The sequence below is a fragment of the Pseudarthrobacter raffinosi genome (genome assembly GCF_023913735.1).
GTDB lineage: Bacteria > Actinomycetota > Actinomycetes > Actinomycetales > Micrococcaceae > Arthrobacter > Arthrobacter raffinosi.
In genome coordinates this window covers 1-18,366 of the sequence record NZ_JAMXBH010000024.1, presented here as the reverse complement: position 1 = coordinate 18,366, position 18,366 = coordinate 1, and the positions used below count along the sequence as shown (strand labels likewise).

At 65.0% G+C, this 18,366-nt stretch carries 18 protein-coding genes; 9 read left to right on the top strand and 9 right to left on the bottom strand.

Annotation, left to right across the window (positions count from 1 at the left end; all coding sequences use genetic code 11):
* Positions 1 to 191: 191 nt before the first annotated feature.
* The 5 genes from NG698_RS18690 to NG698_RS18670 form a co-directional block, all read right to left on the bottom strand.
* Positions 192 to 620 (bottom strand): pyridoxamine 5'-phosphate oxidase family protein, encoded by a 429-nt coding sequence (locus tag NG698_RS18690; protein WP_252611543.1) that lies wholly within the window; start codon positions 618 to 620, stop codon positions 192 to 194.
* Between the two features lie 248 nt (positions 621 to 868).
* Positions 869 to 2,089 carry an NADP-dependent isocitrate dehydrogenase gene (locus tag NG698_RS18685; protein WP_252611541.1) on the bottom strand — a complete coding sequence of 407 codons (1,221 nt, stop codon included), beginning with the start codon at positions 2,087 to 2,089 and terminating at the stop codon, positions 869 to 871.
* Positions 2,090 to 2,212: 123 nt separating this feature from the next.
* Complete coding sequence (locus NG698_RS18680; protein ID WP_252611539.1) at positions 2,213 to 4,072, bottom strand: phosphoenolpyruvate carboxykinase (GTP); 1,860 nt, start codon at positions 4,070 to 4,072, stop codon at positions 2,213 to 2,215.
* Between the two features lie 345 nt (positions 4,073 to 4,417).
* Entirely contained in the window at positions 4,418 to 4,849 is a 432-nt protein-coding gene (locus tag NG698_RS18675) for a DUF6278 family protein (protein ID WP_252611537.1), read from the bottom strand.
* Positions 4,846 to 5,304 carry a hypothetical protein gene (locus NG698_RS18670; RefSeq protein ID WP_252611535.1) on the bottom strand — a complete coding sequence of 153 codons (459 nt, stop codon included), beginning with the start codon at positions 5,302 to 5,304 and terminating at the stop codon, positions 4,846 to 4,848. The genes NG698_RS18675 and NG698_RS18670 overlap by 4 nt, the downstream gene beginning before the upstream one ends.
* Positions 5,305 to 5,562: 258 nt before the next feature.
* Between NG698_RS18670 and NG698_RS18665 the strand changes: the two genes are divergently transcribed.
* The 8 genes from NG698_RS18665 to NG698_RS18630 all read left to right on the top strand — a co-directional run bounded on the left by NG698_RS18665 (position 5,563) and on the right by NG698_RS18630 (position 12,503).
* Entirely contained in the window at positions 5,563 to 5,940 is a 378-nt protein-coding gene (locus tag NG698_RS18665; protein ID WP_252598623.1) for an ArsR/SmtB family transcription factor, read from the top strand.
* Positions 5,940 to 7,679, top strand: a complete 1,740-nt coding sequence (locus NG698_RS18660) for a SulP family inorganic anion transporter (RefSeq protein WP_252611533.1) — start codon at positions 5,940 to 5,942, stop codon at positions 7,677 to 7,679. The genes NG698_RS18665 and NG698_RS18660 overlap by 1 nt, the downstream gene beginning before the upstream one ends.
* Before the next feature lie 17 nt (positions 7,680 to 7,696).
* Positions 7,697 to 7,963 (top strand): hypothetical protein, encoded by a 267-nt coding sequence (locus tag NG698_RS18655; RefSeq protein WP_252611531.1) that lies wholly within the window; start codon positions 7,697 to 7,699, stop codon positions 7,961 to 7,963.
* Positions 7,960 to 8,697 (top strand): class I SAM-dependent methyltransferase, encoded by a 738-nt coding sequence (locus NG698_RS18650; protein WP_252611529.1) that lies wholly within the window; start codon positions 7,960 to 7,962, stop codon positions 8,695 to 8,697. Before NG698_RS18655 ends, NG698_RS18650 begins: the two co-directional genes overlap by 4 nt.
* Complete coding sequence (ctaD, locus tag NG698_RS18645) at positions 8,694 to 10,433, top strand: aa3-type cytochrome oxidase subunit I (protein WP_252598627.1); 1,740 nt, start codon at positions 8,694 to 8,696, stop codon at positions 10,431 to 10,433. Before NG698_RS18650 ends, ctaD begins: the two co-directional genes overlap by 4 nt.
* 48 nt (positions 10,434 to 10,481) lie before the next feature.
* Positions 10,482 to 10,721, top strand: a complete 240-nt coding sequence (locus NG698_RS18640; protein WP_252598628.1) for a hypothetical protein — start codon at positions 10,482 to 10,484, stop codon at positions 10,719 to 10,721.
* A 239-nt stretch (positions 10,722 to 10,960) separates the two neighbouring features.
* Complete coding sequence (locus NG698_RS18635; RefSeq protein ID WP_252611527.1) at positions 10,961 to 11,980, top strand: beta-ketoacyl-ACP synthase III; 1,020 nt, start codon at positions 10,961 to 10,963, stop codon at positions 11,978 to 11,980.
* Between the two features lie 106 nt (positions 11,981 to 12,086).
* Complete coding sequence (locus tag NG698_RS18630) at positions 12,087 to 12,503, top strand: hypothetical protein (RefSeq protein WP_252611525.1); 417 nt, start codon at positions 12,087 to 12,089, stop codon at positions 12,501 to 12,503.
* Positions 12,504 to 12,532: 29 nt separating this feature from the next.
* Here the strand turns inward: NG698_RS18630 and NG698_RS21820 are convergent, their stop codons facing one another.
* The 3 genes from NG698_RS21820 to NG698_RS18615 all read right to left on the bottom strand — a co-directional run bounded on the left by NG698_RS21820 (position 12,533) and on the right by NG698_RS18615 (position 16,495).
* The gene (locus tag NG698_RS21820; RefSeq protein WP_252611523.1) at positions 12,533 to 12,691 is read right to left on the bottom strand and encodes a hypothetical protein; all 159 of its coding nucleotides are present in this window, start codon (positions 12,689 to 12,691) and stop codon (positions 12,533 to 12,535) included.
* 432 nt (positions 12,692 to 13,123) lie between these two features.
* Positions 13,124 to 15,523: a phosphoenolpyruvate synthase gene (gene ppsA, locus NG698_RS18620; protein ID WP_252611521.1), complete on the bottom strand. Its 2,400-nt coding sequence runs from the start codon at positions 15,521 to 15,523 to the stop codon at positions 13,124 to 13,126.
* Between the two features lie 153 nt (positions 15,524 to 15,676).
* The gene (locus tag NG698_RS18615) at positions 15,677 to 16,495 is read right to left on the bottom strand and encodes a pyruvate, water dikinase regulatory protein (RefSeq protein WP_252611519.1); all 819 of its coding nucleotides are present in this window, start codon (positions 16,493 to 16,495) and stop codon (positions 15,677 to 15,679) included.
* Between the two features lie 122 nt (positions 16,496 to 16,617).
* On the opposite strand from NG698_RS18615, the gene NG698_RS18610 reads away from it, so the two are divergent.
* A complete protein-coding gene (locus NG698_RS18610) occupies positions 16,618 to 16,833 on the top strand; it encodes a hypothetical protein (protein WP_252598633.1) in 216 nt (71 codons plus the stop codon).
* A 28-nt stretch (positions 16,834 to 16,861) separates the two neighbouring features.
* Here the strand turns inward: NG698_RS18610 and NG698_RS18605 are convergent, their stop codons facing one another.
* Entirely contained in the window at positions 16,862 to 18,052 is a 1,191-nt protein-coding gene (locus NG698_RS18605) for a DUF8462 domain-containing protein (protein ID WP_308293054.1), read from the bottom strand.
* Positions 18,053 to 18,366 lie beyond the last annotated feature (314 nt).

Below are 18,366 nucleotides of genomic sequence, written 5' to 3'. Positions count from 1 at the left end.
CTGCAGGATCTGAGCCCGTTCCGGCACTCCGCGGCGATGCCCGTCGAGCCGTTTGATCCGGCAGCTGCCTAGATCATGTCCGCTATTGCCCTCACCGGGGCAGGGATCGCCACCTACCTGTTCCGGTGGGTACTACATCCGCAACCCGGCAGGTGCAGGGGGGAGCTCGGATGTTACCCGGCCCTCCTCTCTTACTCCTGTGCGTCCATCTGGGTGTCGACCGGACGCCGCCGGCCGGTGATCCCGGTCGGGACAATCTCCACGTAGGACCCTTTCGCGGTCGGCGTCCAGGGGCGCTGGGCCTTCTGCTGAGCGGCGTCGATTTCCGACCAGTTCTGCAGTTCGCGGGCCGTCCCTTGAACGACAACGATCCAGGCGGACGCTTCCGACCGGCCGTTCGCTTCAAAGGCCACCGAAGGGTTGATGGTCAGTTCCACAAGCATTTCGCCCTGCGGCGTTCGCACAAGTATTTTTCCGTCCCGGGCGTGGAATTCCACGGGAAAAATATCAGGCTTATTACGCACACTCACGGCCAGCCGGCCCTCTGTCGTACCGGCCAGCAGTTCCCAGCATTCATCCGGGGCCAGGTTCGCCGCGGGATACTGCGCGTCAGAGAGCATGATCGTCCTTCCATGGCCCCGGACACGCCGTTTGGCCTTGTTGTCTGCCTCATCCGGCGCTCTTGCGCCGAAGAGATACCGCCCAGCCTAACGCCGGGTTTGGACCCCTTGGCCCTCCACGACCCGACCCGGGCTCGGCCCAGGAGGACACGGAAGCGGCCGATCCGACCAAGCTAGAACAGCGCTGAGCACGTTCGGCGTTTTCTGGAACCTGCGCGTGGATCGCCGGGACGGGTCGGGCGGGGGGACTAGCCCAGGCGTGCCTGAAGATTGTCGTCCAGTGCTGCGAGGAACTCCTCTGTGGTGAGCCATTCCTGGTCCGGCCCCACCAAAAGGGCCAGGTCCTTGGTCATCTGGCCGGATTCGACCGTCTTGATGACGACGTCTTCGAGAGTCACAGCAAAGTCAATGACGGCAGGGGTGTTGTCCAGTTTCCCGCGGTGCATGATGCCCCTGGTCCACGCGAAGATCGAGGCGATCGGGTTGGTCGAGGTCGGCTTGCCCAACTGGTGCTGGCGGTAGTGGCGCGTCACGGTGCCGTGTGCGGCTTCAGCCTCGACGGTCTTGCCGTCCGGGGTCATCAGCACGGAGGTCATGAGGCCGAGCGAGCCGTAGCCCTGGGCGATGGTGTCGGACTGGACGTCGCCGTCGTAGTTCTTGCAGGCCCAGACGTAGCCGCCGTCCCACTTCATCGCCGAAGCGACCATGTCATCGATCAGCCGGTGCTCGTAGCTGAGGCCTGCCGCTTCGAACTGGTCCTTGAACTCGGCGTCGAATACTTCCTGGAAGAGATCCTTGAACTGGCCGTCGTAGGCCTTCAGGATGGTGTTCTTGGTAGAGAGGTACACGGGGTAGTTTCGCTGCAGTCCGTAGGCGAAGGAGGCGCGGGCGAAGTCCCGGATGGAGTCGTTGAAGTTATACATGCCCATGGCAACCCCTCCCCCGTCCGGGTAGGTGACCACCGTCTGCTTGATCTCTTCGCCTCCGTCGGAGGGGGTGAAGGTCATGGTCAGCGTGCCGGGACCCGGGACCTTGAAGTTGGTCGCCATGTACTGGTCGCCGAAGGCGTGACGGCCGATGATGATCGGCTTGTTCCAGCCCGGAACCAGGCGCGGGATATTGGAAATGATGATGGGCTCGCGGAAAACGACGCCGCCCAGGATGTTACGGACGGTTCCGTTCGGGGACGGCCACATCTTCTTCAAGCCGAACTCCTCAACGCGCGCCTCGTCAGGGGTAATCGTGGCGCACTTAACGCCGACGTTGTATTCCTTGATGGCGTTCGCGGCGTCGATCGTGACCTGGTCATCGGTTGCGTCACGGTTCTGGATGGACAAATCGAAGTATTTCAGGTCCACATCCAGATACGGGACGATCAGGCGGTCCTTGATGAACTGCCAGATGATGCGGGTCATCTCGTCGCCGTCAAGCTCCACAATGGAGCCAACAACCTTGATCTTTTCGTTCATACCGTCTCCTTGATTCATGGGCACATTGACCCACACCGATGGTGGTCTCTGACATCTGAAGCCCTGGCGGTGGGTCTGACGTCGCGGGCCGGCGCGGATGACGCCGGGCACCACGTCTGGCACCTATCGGGAGCTGATGCGCGGCGTCCCCCGGCGGGCAGCGAAGCGGTTCTTGAGATGTTGCAGCTCGGCCGGCAACTGGGCGGGCAGCGAGTCACCGAACCGGGCGTACCACTGATCGATGCTGTCGATTTCCTGGGCCCATTCGTGTGAATCGACCGCCAATGCGGCACTGAGGTGTCCGGGGGTGACGTTAAGGCCTTCGATGTCGAGGGACTCCGGTGCGGGGACGAAGCCGATGGGGGTTTCGATGGCAGCCGCTGTCCCTTCGAGCCGTTCGATGGCCCATTTGAGGACGCGGGAGTTGTCTCCGAATCCGGGCCAGAGGAAACTTCCGTCGGCGCCGCGGCGGAACCAGTTGACCAGGAAGATCCGGGGCAGTTTTGCGGGATCGGCGCTCCGGCCGGTCACCAGCCAGTGGTTGAGGTAGTCCCCGGCGTTGTAGCCGATGAAGGGCAGCATGGCCATCGGATCGCGGCGGACGACCCCGACCTGACCGGCGGCTGCCGCTGTCGTCTCGGAAGACAGCGTTGATCCCATGAAGACACCGCCCGCCCAATCTCTGGACTCGGTGACCAGCGGGATGGTTGTCTTCCGGCGGCCACCGAAGAAGATGGCGGCGAGCGGCACGCCCTCGGGTTGGTAGTATTCCTCGGCCAGGATACTGACCTGGCTGATGGGGGTGCAGAACCGTGAGTTGGGGTGCGCTGCGGGCCGGCCGGAGGCGGGGGTCCAGTCCTGTCCGGTCCAGTCGGTCAGGTGCTCCGGGGTCTCCCGGGTCATGCCTTCCCACCAGACGCCGCCGTCATCGGTGAGGGCGACGTTGGTGAAGATGGTGTTGCCCTTGGCGATGGCGTCCATCGCGTTGGGGTTGGTGTGCCAGCCGGTGCCCGGTGCGACGCCGAAGAGACCCGCTTCCGGGTTGGTGGCGCGCAGTTCCCCGTCCTTGCCCGGACGTATCCAGGCGATGTCATCCCCGAGGGTTTCCACCGTCCAGTCCTCCACGGTGGGGTTGAGCAGGGCGAGGTTGGTTTTACCGCAGGCCGAGGGGAAGGCGGCGGAGATGTAGTAGACCTTCTGTGCCGGGCTGGTGAGTTTGAGGATGAGCATGTGTTCCGCGAGCCAGCCCTCCTGCCGGGACATCGCGGAGGCGATGCGCAGTGAGTAACACTTCTTACCCAACAGCGCGTTGCCTCCGTAGCCGGAGCCGTATGACCAGATGGACTTCTCTTCGGGGAAGTGAACGATCCATTTCTCTTCGTTACAGGGCCAGCTGACATCCTGCTGGCCTGGCTCCAGCGGTGCGCCGACCGAGTGCAGCGCCGGGACGAAATCCGCGTCCAGCTCGACCATTCTGGCCAGCACGCCCGCACCGGTGTGCGCCATGATCCGCATTGACGCCACGACGTAGGCGCTGTCAGTGATCTCAACCCCGAATTTGGGGTCCTCCGCGTCGAGGTGGCCCATCACGAACGGAATCACGTACATGGTGCGCCCGCGCATTGCACCGGCAAAGAGCTTATGCAGTTTTTCCTTCATCTGCGCGGGTTCCATCCAGTTATTGGTGAAACCTGCGTCCCGTTCGTCTTCGGAGCAGATGAACGTCCGCTCTTCGACCCGGGCGACGTCCTTGGGGTCGGAGAAGGCGGCAAAGGAGTTGGGGAACTTGTCCTCGGCCAGGCGCGTCAGCGTACCGGCGGCGACGAGCCCGTCGGTGAGCGCACGGTATTCGGCCTCTGATCCGTCGACCCAGTGGATGCGGTCCGGTCCGGTCAGGGCGGCTACTTCGCCGACCCAGTCCAGAAGTCGGGGGGAGGCAATGGGGGCGGTGTCCAGGAGGCTGGAGTATGTGGTGTTGTGCACGGTTCTCTTCCTTCCCCCGCACTGACGGCGGGCGGGGCGGTCTTAGAAAGCTCATGGGGAATGGTTCGTGAAGCCGCGGCCAAGCGGCCCGGGACAGGCAGTGCCCGCCGGCATCGCGGTAAAGAAAACTGGCCGCAGGTTTACTGTTTGATGGATACATCATCTAATATAACAGGTAGTCGCGGACCTGCGCTGCCCTGCCCTGCCCTGCCCTGCCCCTGAGATCGTGATGCTCGGACGTCCCCGTGAGGCGGCCCTTCGGCCGGGCAACGGCAGGGATTGGGCGGTGCGCCGGCAGGTGCTAAGGTCCCGGCGTCAGGCTTTCGGCGTAGGGCAGGACGGCCCTCAGGTCCGGGGCCCCGATTTCCAGGCGGGCGCGGGCGAGGGCGATGACGTCCAGGTCTTTGTTTTCCGCAAGGTGGACGACGGGGTGGCCGTTGGGCAGCAGGAGCCACCGCACCGCGGGGAGTTCCGGACCAGGACGGTTCCGATGAAGAGTCCGGCTTCTACCTTCAGGCGCCACGGCGCCAGCTCGATCCTCTCCGGCCCGGTGAGGAGTCCTCCGAGTACTTCGATCCCCTGCGCGGCGTCAGCGAGCGTTGCGCCGCGGGCCGCTGCCCATTGACGGAGGCTGCTGCACTGCCCCAGATGGGCATCGAGTTGTTTTTCGACGGCAGCAACGCCGCCGGCCAGTTCCCGGGTGAAGAAGATTGCGTAGTCCCGGGCGGTGCCGGTACCTGGGCCGTGCCGGGAAAAATCCGCGGGCTGTCCGCTCATAGCCTGAGGCCTCCGGTCGCCATCCGGGTGAGGGGAATCCCTGTTTGGAGTTCCTGTCCGTTGAGGGAGCTGTACGCGGTGATATCGCGATCTTCCCCCAGCCCGGTCAGGGATGCCCGCGGGAAGAGCGCCGTGACGGACGCACCCGCGCAGGTCGCGCCGCCTCGAGGGTGCACCGTGCGGGTGACGGTCCCGAAATCGTAGGTGGACTGGCCTGTGACGCGGCCGTCCCGGAGGCTGACTGTGAGGTGCCTGATCGTGCTCCGGTCCGCGTCGCCGGCACGGAGCCCTACCAGGTAGCTTCCCCCGGCTGGGGGCCTGTTCAGTTCAAATTCCACGCGCACGTCCGGTCCGGAGGTGTCCACCGAGACCCCGGTGATGATCGGAGCCGGAGGCGTGGGGGCAGGAACGGGCGCTGGCCGCTCGACCCCCGACGTCGTCAGCGGGTCCCTCATGCCGCACCCGCCCCGGCCCGGCGATGGGGCTTTGACGCGCGGCGGGCCGTGGGGGCCGGCTGGGGCTTTACTGCCATGGGCATGGTGAGGGATCTCATTCCGGCCGGCCAACGTCCGTGACGGTGCCCACCCATATGGGCTGTGTCCGGGCCCGCGCCAGCGGGCCCGGCGGGGGCAACTGCCTTACCCCCTGTTATATTGGATGATAGAAGGATAAAATAGTCAAGCAAGGTTTTGCTGTGAAGCCGGGAGGCAGGCATGGACGATTTTTCGGATTTCCGGGCGCCCTTATATGAGGTAAAGGCCAACCTGTTCAAAGGTCTGGCGCATCCGGTGCGGATCAGGGTGCTGGAGATGTTGTCCGCGGCACCGGAAGTGTCGGTGACCGACATGCTCGCCGCGACCGGGCTGGAGGCCTCGCATCTGTCCCAGCACCTGTCCGTGCTGCGCCGCTACCACCTGGTGACGGCTGAACGCCGGGCCCTGCAGATGTTCTATTCCCTGGCGTACCCCCAGGTCGCGGACCTCCTCGCGGTGGCCAAGCTGCTGCTGAACGACATGCTCCGCAACACCCGTGACCAGCTCGAATATTCGGCGGCAAGCTCTCCTGCGGCTGCCCCTGCAGGCAGCGTCTGATGAGCGCTCTGGACACGGCCCGTGCGCTGTTGCCGACCTGGCGGGATTATGGTGAACTGCCCCGCAGTTGGAAAGGGGACCTGGTCGCGGGCATCACGGTCGGTATCGTCGCGCTGCCACTGGCGCTGGCCTTTGGTGTCAGCTCCGGCGCCGGTGCGGCCAGCGGACTGATCACTGCGGTGATCGCGGGGGTGATCGCGGCTGTTTTTGGCGGCTCGAACATCCAGGTTTCCGGGCCGACCGGGGCGATGGTCGTCGTCCTGGGCCCGGTCATTGCCACCCAGGGCATCGGTGCGCTGGCCGCGGTCTCGGTCCTGGCCGGGGTGATCGTCATCGTTGCCGGGGTACTCAAACTGGGCCGGGTCGTTACCCTCCTGCCGTGGCCGGTGATCGAAGGATTCACCCTGGGGATCGCGATGATCATCTTCCTCCAACAGGTCCCGGCGGCCTTCGGCGTTAAAGCCGGACCGAGCAGCAACGCCGCCGTTTCTGCCGTCCAGGGACTCACCACAGCGTCCCCCGCCGCTCTCCTGGCCCCCGTGGCCCTGGTGGCCGTGGTCGCGCTGATCATGATCGCGGCCCCCCGGATCCACCCGCAGATCCCCGGGTCGCTCATTGCCATCATCGTCGCCAGCATCGCCGCCCAGGTCCTGGACCTTCCTGTGGCCCGGATAGGTGCCCTGCCGGACACCCTGCCCGCCCCGGTGATCCCCGCCCTGGACTGGGGCGCAGTTGCTGCGCTGGCCGCCCCGGCGGCCACGATCGCGGCGCTGGCCGCGATCGAGTCGCTGCTCTCCGCACGGGTCGCCGCCTCGATCTCTGACACCGGCCCTTATGACGCGGACCGCGAACTCCTCGGCCAGGGACTGGCTTCGGTCTGCTCCGGGTTCTTCGGCGGCATGCCTGCCACCGGTGCCATCGCCCGCACCGCGGTAAACATCCGCTCCGGCGGCAGGACCAGGCTTGCCGCGATCATCCACGCCCTGGTCCTGCTGGCCGTGGTCTACTTGGCCACCGGCCCGGTCTCCCGGATCCCGCTCGCGGCCCTCGCCGGTGTCCTGATGGTCACCGCTACGCGCATGGTGTCCCTCGCCACGCTGCGCAGCGTGATCGGCTCCACCAGGGCAGACACGGTCGTTTTCTTCATCACCGCCCTGATCACTGTGTCCTTCGACCTGATCCAGGCCGTTGCGATCGGCATCGCCGTCGCGTCCTTCTTCGCCCTGCGCACCCTGGTCAACTCCAGCGGCGTGCACCGCGAAGAAATCCCGGGACCGGTCCAGGACGGGGACGAACACATTGCCGTGTTCCGGCTCGACGGGGCCCTGTTCTTCGCCGCCGCCGAACGCGTCCTGGACCGGGTCAGCGCGATCCGCAACGTCGACGTGGTCATTATCCGCATGTCCCAGCTCCAGGTCCTGGACGCGACCGGGGCAAGGGTCATCACCGACATCGTCAACGCCCTCGAACGCCGCGGAATTACCGTGCTGATCAAAGGCATCCAGGAACGCCACCTGGCCCTGGTCACCCGGGTAGGTGTGCTGGAGTCCCTGCGCCACCACAAACACCTGTTCGAAGATCTGCCCCCGGCTGTGGAACACGCCCGCAGCCACGTCGCCCGGGCCAGGGCCACCCGTGCCACCGAACATCCCCCACAGGACAAGGCACCCGACGCAGGCCAGGACCCCGTCCGTGGCCGGGCTGCGGGAACTACTCCCGGAAACACCACGGTCCGATGAATGTTCAGGAGCATCCATTGCCACCGACAGCCACCGCGGAATCCAGGCCGCAACGGGATCACGTGCCGCACTACCTCCTGGGTTTCGGACTCGCGGCCCTTCTGCTGTTCGACCTCCCGGCACTTCTCGCAGGGCCCACGAACCCGGCCTGGCTGGCCGCGGTGGTACTGACCGGCCCGACCGTCGGCATCCCCGCCGGGATCGCCGCGTTCCAACGCCGCAATGCCTCATCCGGCGGTCCTGCGGGAGCTGGCGCGCCGTACCCTGGCAGGAGCCGGCGATGAGCGTGGACGGCATGCCGCTGCCGGCGTGGAAGCACTCCAGACCCGGCGGAACCGGGTACCCCGCGGACGCGCAAGCCTGGGACCGGTGGTACGCCAGCGCCGCCTATGGCTGGTCCCCCGCCAGCTCGACTGTGCGCTCAGCACTGAACGGGCTCACGCCCGGGCGGGCACTGGACCTCGGGTCCGGGGACGGCCGGCACGCGGTCTGGCTGGCCGGGCGCGGCTGGCACGTCCAGGCCCTGGACTTTTCCGCAGAAGCCCTGGCCCTCGGGCGGGAGCGTGCCTTCGCCGAAGGAGTCACCGGCCTGGTCACCTGGACAGTCGCCGAAGTAACGGTGCACACTCAGGACCCGGCGAGCCTGGACCTGGTCCTGGCCGCCTTCCTGGACCTGCCCGGACCGGACCTCGAACGGGTCATCGCCCGCGCCGCCCTGGCCCTCGCCCCCGGGGGAATCTTCCTCTTCATCGGCCATGATCCGGAAGACCCGCGCGAAGGCACCACAGGCCCGCGGGACCAATCCATGCTGCATGGCAGCACCGAAGTCGCCGCGTGGGCTCGGCGGTCCGGCCTGGAAGTCGAATCAGCCGAGACCCACTCCCGGCCCGTTCCCGGGGACCGGCGCCCCGCCTTGGACTGCGTCCTCCTGGCCCGCAAACCTGCCCGGGCCCCGGATGTACCGGCCTTCAACACACCCTTGTCCACCAGGAACACCGATCATAAGGTCCCGTCATGACCGCTAGCACAACCCTCGCCGCTGCCCCCGCCGCCGTGGTCCCCCGGTCCAAGGGACGCATCGTGGTCAGCTGGATTACCACCACCGACCACAAAATTATCGGGTACATGTACCTGATCGCATCGTTCACGTTCTTCTGCCTCGGCGGGGTCATGGCGCTGCTCATCCGGGCCGAGCTGTTCGAGCCAGGCATGCAGATCCTGCAAACCAAGGAACAGTACAACCAGCTGTTCACCATGCACGGAACCATCATGCTGCTGATGTTCGCCACCCCGCTCTTCGCCGGGTTCGCGAACGTCATGATGCCCCTGCAGATCGGCGCCCCGGACGTTGCTTTCCCTCGGCTTAATGCCCTGGCGTTCTGGTTCTTCCTCTTCGGCTCCCTCATCGCTGTCTCCGGGTTCATCACCCCCCAGGGAGCCGCGTCGTTCGGTTGGTTCGCGTACGCGCCGCTCTCCAACACCACCTTCACCCCGGGGGTCGGCGGGGACCTGTGGGTCTTCGGCCTGGCCCTGTCCGGTTTCGGCACCATCCTGGGCGCGGTGAACTTCATCACCACCATCATCTGCATGCGCGCCCCGGGCCTGACCATGTGGCGGATGTCGATCTTCACGTGGAACACCCTGGTCACGGCCATCCTGATCCTTATGGCGTTCCCGCCGCTCGCCGCGGCCCTCTTCGCCCTCGGCGCTGACCGGAAATTCGGCGCCCACATCTTCGACCCCGAAAACGGTGGCCCGGTCCTGTGGCAGCACCTGTTCTGGTTCTTCGGCCACCCCGAGGTGTACATCATTGCCCTGCCGTTCTTCGGCATCGTCTCGGAGATCTTCCCGGTCTTCAGCCGCAAACCGATCTTCGGCTACAAGGGCATTGTCTACGCAACCATCTCCATCGCCGCATTATCCGTGACCGTGTGGGCACACCACATGTACGTCACCGGCTCCGTGCTGCTGCCGTTCTTCGCGTTCATGACGATGCTCATCGCCGTGCCCACCGGCGTGAAGTTCTTCAACTGGATCGGCACCATGTGGGGCGGGTCCCTGACCTTCGAAACTCCGATGCTCTGGAGCCTGGGTTTCATCGTCACGTTCCTCTTCGGCGGCCTGACTGGGATCATCCTTTCCTCCCCGCCGCTGAACTTCCACGTCTCCGACACCTACTTCGTGGTCGCCCACTTCCACTACACCGTCTTCGGCACCGTGGTGTTCGCGATGTTCGCCGGGTTCTACTTCTGGTGGCCGAAATGGACCGGCAAGATGCTCAACGAACGCCTGGGCAAAATCCACTTCTGGCTCCTGTTCCTGGGCTTCCACGGCACCTTCCTCATCCAGCACTGGCTCGGCGTCGAAGGCATGCCCCGCCGCTACGCCGACTACCTGCCCGAGGACAACTTCGCCTGGATGAACCAGTTCTCCACCGTCTCCTCCTTCCTCCTCGGCGCTTCCCTGGTTCCGTTCTTCTGGAACATCTTCATCACCGCCCGCAATGCGCAGAAGGTCGAAGTGGATGATCCGTGGGGGTTCGGGGCCTCGCTCGAATGGGCCACGTCCTGCCCGCCGCCGCGCCACAACTTCACGTCCCTGCCCCGGATCCGTTCAGAGCGTCCCGCCCTGGACCTCCACCACCCTGAATTGGCACAACGGAGCCATGACACCACGCACGGCCCGGCGGCCGCTGCCCTCGGAGCCGCCGAGATCGGAGAAGGTGATGTCCGCTCCCCGGATCCCAATGACTGACCTCGCCGCGCTCCTTACAGTCCGCCCCTCACGGAAAGCAGGACCATCATGGACCGGTACCTGACCAGCATCTGGGCCGCGTCCGCCGAACTGGAAATGCTCCAGGTGCAGATCGACCAGGCCCATGAAGCCCTCGTGCATGCCCTGTGCACGGCCATGGCGGCCCAGATACCCCCGGAAGAGGTCGCGGCGGCTGCCAACATGGACTTGCCTGAACTCTTCGACACGCTCCGCCGGCCCAGGATCGCCCCAACCCCGGGAAACCGCGATGCGGTACGCGACCTGTAAGCCCCGTCCCGTCGCAGGGACCGACAACGAAGCCCGGTCCGGTCCACCGGCCCGGGACGCCACCCGTGCGCGGGGGCGGCCTGGCCACCAATACACCAAGAACTCATCCGGCTCACGGCCCGCATCGATCACCTCAATTCCCCCCTCCCCGGGGGGCATGCCGGCGCCGAACACGTCCCCACCCACCCCGCGCTGACGGGCCCCGTCATGCCATACCGCACCCAGACCAGGAGCCCCCCATGAACCCGTCCCCGCCCCGCAGCCTGCCGGATGCTCTCGTCCGCGGATCCCGTGTCGTCGGCGTCGGATCCTACCAACCGGCCAGGATCCTCACCAACAGTGAGCTGAGCCTGATGGTGGACACCAGTGACGAATGGATCCGCAGCAGAGTCGGCATCGAATCGCGCCACATTGCCGACACCGAATCCGTAGCCGACATGGCCATCCGAGCCGGACAGGACGCCCTTCAGAACGCCGGGATGGACGCCCGGGACCTGGACCTGATCATCGTTGCCACCGTCACGGCCAAGGACCGCTCCCCCAGCACCGCAGGCCGGGTCTCGGCCAGCATCGGCGCCGCCTCGCCAGCCGTTTTCGACGTCAACGCCGCCTGTTCCGGCTTCACCCATGCGATGGCCATCGCCGATCAGGCAATCAGGGCCGGGTCCGCGACCACAGCCCTAGTCATCGGAGCGGAAAAACTCAGCGACTTCACCGACTGGGCCGACCGGAGCACCTGCGTCCTGGTCGGAGACGGTGCCGGCGCGGCACTCCTGACTGCCACCGACGAACCCGGGGTCGGGCCCGTCCACTGGGGCTCAGTACCGGCCCTCGCACAGGCAGTCAGAATCGAAGAGCCTTCCCTGCACCTGGAACAGGAGGGCCTCACCGTCTACCGCTGGGCAATCACACAGGCAGCGCAACTGGCACGCCGGACCTGCGAACTGGCGGGAATCCGCCCCGAGGACCTCGCCGCGTTCATTCCGCACCAGGCGAATCTGCGCATCATCGAACCCCTCGCCGACCAGCTGGGTATCCCCCGGGCAATCACCGCCCGCGACGTGATCCACTCCGGAAACACCTCATCAGCCAGCATCCCGATCGCACTGGCCAAACTCGTCCGCACCGGGGAAGTCCCCCCGGACAGCCCCGCCCTGCTCTTCGGATTCGGCGGCGGTTTTGCCTTCGCCGGCCAGGTCATCCGCACCCCCCGGAACACCGCAGCTATTCTCCCGGCAGGTGACCCGGCCCTCTCCTGACCGCCTCGCGCGGTGCCGGGGCACGACCATCGGCACTTACGGGGCCGCGAACGAAGTACCGAAACCTAAATACGCTCTGTCACCGAAAAGAAGCAGGAGCACCGAAATGAAAAATAAGCTCGTATTCGTATCAGGTATAGCAGTCGGCTATGTCCTTGGCACCCGGGCAGGCAGGGACAGCTACGAGAAACTCAAACTAAAAGTCCGCGGTTTCCGGGAGGGCCCGACACACAGGGACAAAGTCTCCGACACCGCCAGGAACACACCTGAAGTTCAGGAACAGGCAAGCCAGGCGGGGAAGAAAACGAAGGAAGAAATCACCGGCGCACCCGCGCACGACACCACACGGCCCAAGGACGGGGCGGCATCCGGCACCCCGAAACGCGACCACCCGAAGGCCTACGCGCCACCAGAAAGCGACTTCTACGGCATAGGCGGACCGGCCTCGCATGAGTCCCTGGACGCGGACACCCCACAGCAGGCGCACCGCGATGAAACCGGCGGCCACAACCGCTCGGACTAAGATTCACGTCCGGCGGAACTACGGACAAATCAGAGCCAAGACAGCTTTCCCGCACCCAGGACGCGACCGGAACCCATGTCATGCTTGAGCTCGAGGCGCTGGGACTCGGCCGCGCACACACCGAACTGTCCGTGCAGTACGTCAACCACAACGTTTTGCAGGCCGACCGCAGGAACGCGGAGGACCATGATTTTCTCCCCTCCCCCTCCCGCCGCTTCGGTCTGTGGTTCTCGAAGGCCGGGATACATCAAACCGGAGTTCCTCCAGGGCCGGACCGCGTCGCAGTCAGTGGCGGAGGAAACGAAGCGCGAGAACAGAATCCAGGCCACGGGGTTCAACGTGGTGAGGTGGGACTCGGCCGATCTGATGGAACCCGGGAAGCTGGAACGCAAAATGGCAGCGGCCGGCGCACCCCGCCGTCGTACGCGTTCTGCGGTTTTCGACGCGCAAACCCGACCGTGACCCGCATATTTCCTGGCGCCGGTGATATTCAGATAGCGCCACGGAATATGCGCAGCGACAAGCCGCTTCCGTGTCGAGGAGTACATCCTCGACCACCGGGAACGGACGACGTCGGCACCCAACCCGGGTGCCGGCGTCGTCCGTTCAGTTCGCGCTAGTTACCGGATTTCGACAGGCTCAATCACCGGGGTGCCGGCGAGCCGGAGCCAGGTGTCCACCACGGTGTCGGGGTTCAGGGAGACGGAATCGATGCCCTCCCCGACCAGCCACTCGGCGAAGTCGGCGTGGTCGCTGGGACCCTGGCCGCAGATGCCGACATACTTGCCGCGCGCCTTGCAGGCCTTGATGGCCATGCTCAGGAGCTTCTTGACGGCAGGATCGCGTTCGTCGAAGCCGCCCGAGACAATCGCGGAATCCCGGTCCAGGCCCAGGGCCAGCTGGGTCATGTCGTTGGAGCCGATGGAGAAGCCGTCGAAGTAGTCCAGGAATTCGTCGGCGAGCAGCGCGTTGGAGGGGATCTCACACATCATGATCACCTCGAGGCCGTTCTCGCCACGGACCAGGCCGTTCTCCGCCAGCAGCTCGATCACGCCGCGGGCCTCGTCCAGGGTCCGCACGAACGGGATCATCAGCTTGACGTTGGTCAGCCCCATCTCGTTGCGGACGAAGGACAGGGCCTCGCACTCGAGGTCGAAGCAGTCCCGGAAGGACGGCTCCAGGTACCGGGAGGCGCCGCGGAAGCCGAGCATCGGGTTCTCTTCGTGCGGCTCGTAGGCCGGTCCGCCGATGAGGTTGGCGTACTCGTTGGACTTGAAGTCGGACATGCGCACAATCACCGGCTCCGGCGCGAAAGCCGCCGCGATGGTGGACACCCCTTCGGCCAGGCGCTTGATGTAGTAGTCGCGCGGGCTGCTGTACGCGGCAATCCGTTCCCGGATTTCCGCGGCCACGTCCGCCGGCTGGCTGTCCAGGTTCAGGAGCGCCTTGGGGTGGATGCCGATCTGGCGGTTGATGATGAATTCCAGCCGGGCCAGGCCCACGCCGTGGTTCGGTAGCTGGGCGAAAGTGAACGCCTGCTCCGGGGTTCCGACGTTCATCATGACCTTGACCGGGGCCTCCGGAAGCTCGGTGATGGCGGTTTCCTCGACGCTGAAGTCCAGGAGGCCTTCGTAGATGGTGCCGGTCTCGCCGTCGGCGCAGGAGACGGTCACCTCGAGGCCGTCGGTAAGGGAATCCGTCGCACTTCCGGTGCCGACGACGGCGGGGATCCCCAGTTCGCGGGCGATGATGGCCGCGTGGCAGGTGCGTCCGCCGCGGTTGGTGACGATGGCCGAGGCGCGCTTCATGATCGGTTCCCAGTCCGGGTCGGTCATGTCCGCGACGAGGACATCGCCGGTCTTGAAGGCGGCCATCTGGTCGATCGATGTGAGGATGCGGACGCTGCCGGCACCGATGCGCTGGCCGATCGCGCGGCCCTCGGCCAGGACCCGGCCGGTCGCGTTGAGGCGGAAACGGCTGAGGCTGCCGGCGGCCCGGCGGGACTGCACCGTCTCCGGGCGTGCCTGCAGGATGTACAGGCCGCCGTCGGTCCCGTCCTTGCCCCATTCGATGTCCATGGGACGGCCGTAGTGGTTCTCGATGGCGACGGCGTGCCGGGCGAGCTGCTCGACGTCGGCGTCGCTGAGGCTGAAGCGGCTCCGCAAGGAGGCCTCGACCGGCACGAAGTCGATGGTCCGGCCGATCTCCTGGCTGTTGGTGTAGGTCATCTGGAGGGCCTTCTCGCCCAGTCCGCGCTTGAGGATGGCGGGCCGCCCGGCCTGCAGCGCGGGCTTGTAGACGTAGAACTCATCAGGGTTCACGGCGCCCTGGACCACGGCCTCGCCCAGGCCGTAGGAGGACGTGACGAACACGGCGTCCTGGAACCCGGACTCGGTGTCCATGGTGAACATCACGCCGGAGGCCCCGACGTCGGAGCGCACCATCCGCTGGATGCCCGCCGAGAGTGCCACCTCGGCGTGTTCAAACTTGTGGTGCACGCGGTAGGCGATGGCCCGGTCGTTGTAGAGGGACGCGAACACGTCCTTGATGGCGATCAGGATGTTCTCGATGCCGCGGACGTTCAGGAAGGTTTCCTGCTGCCCGGCGAAGGAGGCATCCGGGAGGTCTTCCGCCGTGGCGCTGGAACGGACGGCCCAGGAGAGGTCCTCGGAGCCCGCGTGCTTGTCCACCAGCTGCTGGTAGGCGTTCCGGATCTGCGCCTCGAAGTCCTGCAGGAAGGGCGTCTCGCGCATCAGCGCCCGGATCTCCTTGCCCGCAGCTGCCAGGGCCGTCACGTCATCGGTGTCCAGTCCCACAAGCCGGTCCGCGATCTTCTGGTCCAGGCCCGAATCAGCCAGGAAGCTGCGGTAGGCGTCCGCCGTCGTGGCAAAGCCGTCAGGGACCTGGACGCCGGCGGAGGTGAGGTTCTGCACCATCTCACCGAGGGAGGCGTTCTTGCCCCCTACCCGGTCCAGGTCCTTGAGTCCGAGTTCTGAGAACCACAGGATGTCTGTTGTCATAATTGCTGCTCCTTTGCAGGGATGATGGCATGCCGGGGCGCCGCCCGCTCGCGGCTGTGGCCGGTTGGTGGGCGCGGATCCTGTCTACAGTGACAGGTCCGGAGCGTTCTTTCCAACATGATGTGCGCCACACGGGGCTTGTGAAATTTTTCCCTAATGTTTGAGGTTCATCCGCTGCAGGATGGTGGCCGCCATTTCCTCCACGGACACCGTCGCCGAATTCAAGTACGGGATCCGGTGGGAGACGTACAACTGCTCGGCACTGCGCAGCTCGAAGCCGCACTGCCGTAGCGACGCGTAGGGTGAGCCGCGGCGCCGCTCAGTGCGGATCTGGCTCAGCCGCAGGGGGTTGGAGGACAGTCCGAAACACTTCTCAACAAAAGGCCGCAGCGGCTTGGGCAGCCCTTCCCGTTGAAAATCCTCGTCCACCAGCGGGAAGTTCGCGGCGAAGATGCCGTGCTGCAGCGCCAGGTACATGGTGGTGGGCGTTTTTCCGCAGCGGGACGGTGCCACCAGGATGACCTGCGCCTTTTCCAGCGCCCGCAGGCTCTGGCCGTCGTCGTGTTCCATGGCGTACTCGACGGCGGCCATCCGGGATTGATACCGCTCCGCGTTGCCGAGGCCGTGGGCCCTGCCGGGTTCAGCGCTGGCCGGGGAGCCGAGGGCTTCCTCCAGCTGTCCCACATGCGTCCCGATGAGATCCACTATTATCCCTTGGCACGTTGCAATGGCCTGTCTGATGTCGCTGCTGACGGCTGTGGAAAAGACGATGGGCCGCGGGCCGGTGGCGACCAGTTTGTCGATGGTGCCCACCACGGTTCTGGCCTGTTCGGCGGTGGTAATGAACGGGATCGTAATGCGGTCAAAGTTGTTCGCGGGGAACTGCGTCAACAAGGTGTTGCCGAGCGTTTCCGCGGTGATGCCGGTGCTGTCCGAAAGGAAGTAGACAGGCCGAATCTCGTCATTGGTCATGAAGGCATTCCACCATCCGGTGGTTGAGCTTGTCGAAACCCGGGCTTTTACCCGGCAGAAACACTGCGGCAACCTGGCCGGGGCATGCTGGGCTTACGGGGACAACCAGCAGGGGGCACAGCATGATCACTGACAAGGTGCAGACGGAACGAATCCAACTCGGCGACCACATCGAGGCGTGGCACAACGGCAAGCTCTTCCACAAAGGCCGGGTGACCGACGTCGTACGTTCACTGGAACTGATCTGGATCCTGGACGCGAGGACCGGCACGCGGAAGCTGCTGGACCCGGACGCTCTGGAGATCATCAAAGTGGCGGCCCCGCATGTGGCCGGGTAGGTTAAAAGGCGCACTGTGCGGAGTGTCGTTATGTCCAGATCGAACGGGACTTGCGCCGAATCAGGTACTCGTGAAACTTGGGGGCCGTGTATTCGTAGAGGCCCTTTTGCAGCCGATAGACCACTCCCTGGTCCGCCAGCCTGCCCATCAGGACGTTGACGTTGCCTTGTTTGCGGGAAGTGACGTTGTGTATGTCAGCCGTCCGCAGCGGCGGATAGTCGCAGTCGCCGGTGAGCAGGAGGAGGTCCTGCTCGGCAGGGGTTAAGGAGTCGAGCCGGGGAGAGTAGAAATCGTGGTCCAGGCGTTTGAAGATCGCCTCGCGGAGACCTTTCAGCAGGTCAAGGGTCAGGACGTTCGATGATGTGTCGACCGCATCATCCCAGAGCTCCGCACCCCACAGCTGCACGAAGTACGGATACCCTTCCACGTCGTCCATCACGGCACTCAGAAGGTCTTCGCTGGCCTCTTTGCCGGTGCCATCCAGCGGACGAAGGAACGCTTCACGCGTCTGGTCCCGCGTCAGGCGCCCTACCTCTTCCCCGCGGAACATCCGCTCGCTATACGTTCGAGCCTTGAGCAGGTTCGCGATCAAAGTCGGCAGTCCACAAAGCACGAGGGCAACAGGCACCTGCTGCTCCTGGAGTGTGTTGACCGCGGCGATGAGCAGCGACAGCGGATGCTGCCCGTCCCGATCCTTGTCGTCCACGAGTACCTGCGCCTCGTCGAGCATCAGGACAAGGCCGGCCCTCCCGGACTTCACCGCGATGCGAGCCGTTTCCAGAAGGTCTGATGCAAGGTTGGATTCCTTGGAGTTGGCTGAGCCGCCCAAAGAGACGGTGACATCTTCAAATGTCATGGTCGCCAGCGATCGCGCACCACTAATGACGGCCTCCGTCTTCTGGCGAAGACTTTCAGTCCGTGATACTTGGGCCTGAACGTCCAAGAGAAGGTCATGGAGCACCCCGACGATGGCGTCTTCACGATTGTGTCGAGGCTCTAACTGGAGCCTGCCGACGGCCCAGTTAAGCTCCCCCTTCGTCACTTCTTCGAAATGCTTGAGCAACACTGTCTTCCCCACGCCCCGGAGCCCGGTAATGCGATAGTTGGCCGGGATCTCGGGGGCTCCCCTGAGTATTGCCCGCAGGATTCGTTCCTGACTTTCACGTCCCGCAAGAAAAAGGGGCGTGTTGGCCGCTCCGGGACGATATGGGTTTTTGATGGGAACTCCCCGGCTACTCAGTACTTACAAAATATTGTTATTATTCATGATTCTAACAGAAATCTTTTAGAACCGAACCGCCGGGCTTCGGCCGCTTAGCTTGTGAGCACTCTGGGTTCGGCCTAGATTTGGACATGACCAATTCGCCCGAACATGAGCTGCTCATTGAGCTGCAGGACCTGATTATCGGCACGGGATCGGTGGCGGACTTCCTAGGACTGCGCTGAACTAAGCGCCATTTGATTGGCCGGTTCGGGTATGGCCGCCCGAACCGGCCCCTCAACCTTTTTCAGTGGGCATCCGACGATCCGGTT

What these genes read in the sequence shown, in the direction of transcription:
- NG698_RS18690 (WP_252611543.1), bottom strand. Translation starts at nt 620, where the DNA reads ATGCTCTCTGACGCGCAGTATCCCGCGGCGAACCTGGCCCCGGATGAA.
- NG698_RS18685 (WP_252611541.1), bottom strand. Translation starts at nt 2,089, where the DNA reads ATGAACGAAAAGATCAAGGTTGTTGGCTCCATTGTGGAGCTTGACGGC.
- NG698_RS18675 (WP_252611537.1), bottom strand. Translation starts at nt 4,849, where the DNA reads ATGAGCGGACAGCCCGCGGATTTTTCCCGGCACGGCCCAGGTACCGGC.
- NG698_RS18670 (WP_252611535.1), bottom strand. Translation starts at nt 5,304, where the DNA reads ATGAGGGACCCGCTGACGACGTCGGGGGTCGAGCGGCCAGCGCCCGTT.
- NG698_RS18665 (WP_252598623.1), top strand. Translation starts at nt 5,563, where the DNA reads ATGGACGATTTTTCGGATTTCCGGGCGCCCTTATATGAGGTAAAGGCC.
- NG698_RS18660 (WP_252611533.1), top strand. Translation starts at nt 5,940, where the DNA reads ATGAGCGCTCTGGACACGGCCCGTGCGCTGTTGCCGACCTGGCGGGAT.
- NG698_RS18650 (WP_252611529.1), top strand. Translation starts at nt 7,960, where the DNA reads ATGAGCGTGGACGGCATGCCGCTGCCGGCGTGGAAGCACTCCAGACCC.
- ctaD (WP_252598627.1), top strand. Translation starts at nt 8,694, where the DNA reads ATGACCGCTAGCACAACCCTCGCCGCTGCCCCCGCCGCCGTGGTCCCC.
- NG698_RS18640 (WP_252598628.1), top strand. Translation starts at nt 10,482, where the DNA reads ATGGACCGGTACCTGACCAGCATCTGGGCCGCGTCCGCCGAACTGGAA.
- NG698_RS18635 (WP_252611527.1), top strand. Translation starts at nt 10,961, where the DNA reads ATGAACCCGTCCCCGCCCCGCAGCCTGCCGGATGCTCTCGTCCGCGGA.
- NG698_RS18630 (WP_252611525.1), top strand. Translation starts at nt 12,087, where the DNA reads ATGAAAAATAAGCTCGTATTCGTATCAGGTATAGCAGTCGGCTATGTC.
- NG698_RS21820 (WP_252611523.1), bottom strand. Translation starts at nt 12,691, where the DNA reads ATGGTCCTCCGCGTTCCTGCGGTCGGCCTGCAAAACGTTGTGGTTGAC.
- ppsA (WP_252611521.1), bottom strand. Translation starts at nt 15,523, where the DNA reads ATGACAACAGACATCCTGTGGTTCTCAGAACTCGGACTCAAGGACCTG.
- NG698_RS18615 (WP_252611519.1), bottom strand. Translation starts at nt 16,495, where the DNA reads ATGACCAATGACGAGATTCGGCCTGTCTACTTCCTTTCGGACAGCACC.
- NG698_RS18610 (WP_252598633.1), top strand. Translation starts at nt 16,618, where the DNA reads ATGATCACTGACAAGGTGCAGACGGAACGAATCCAACTCGGCGACCAC.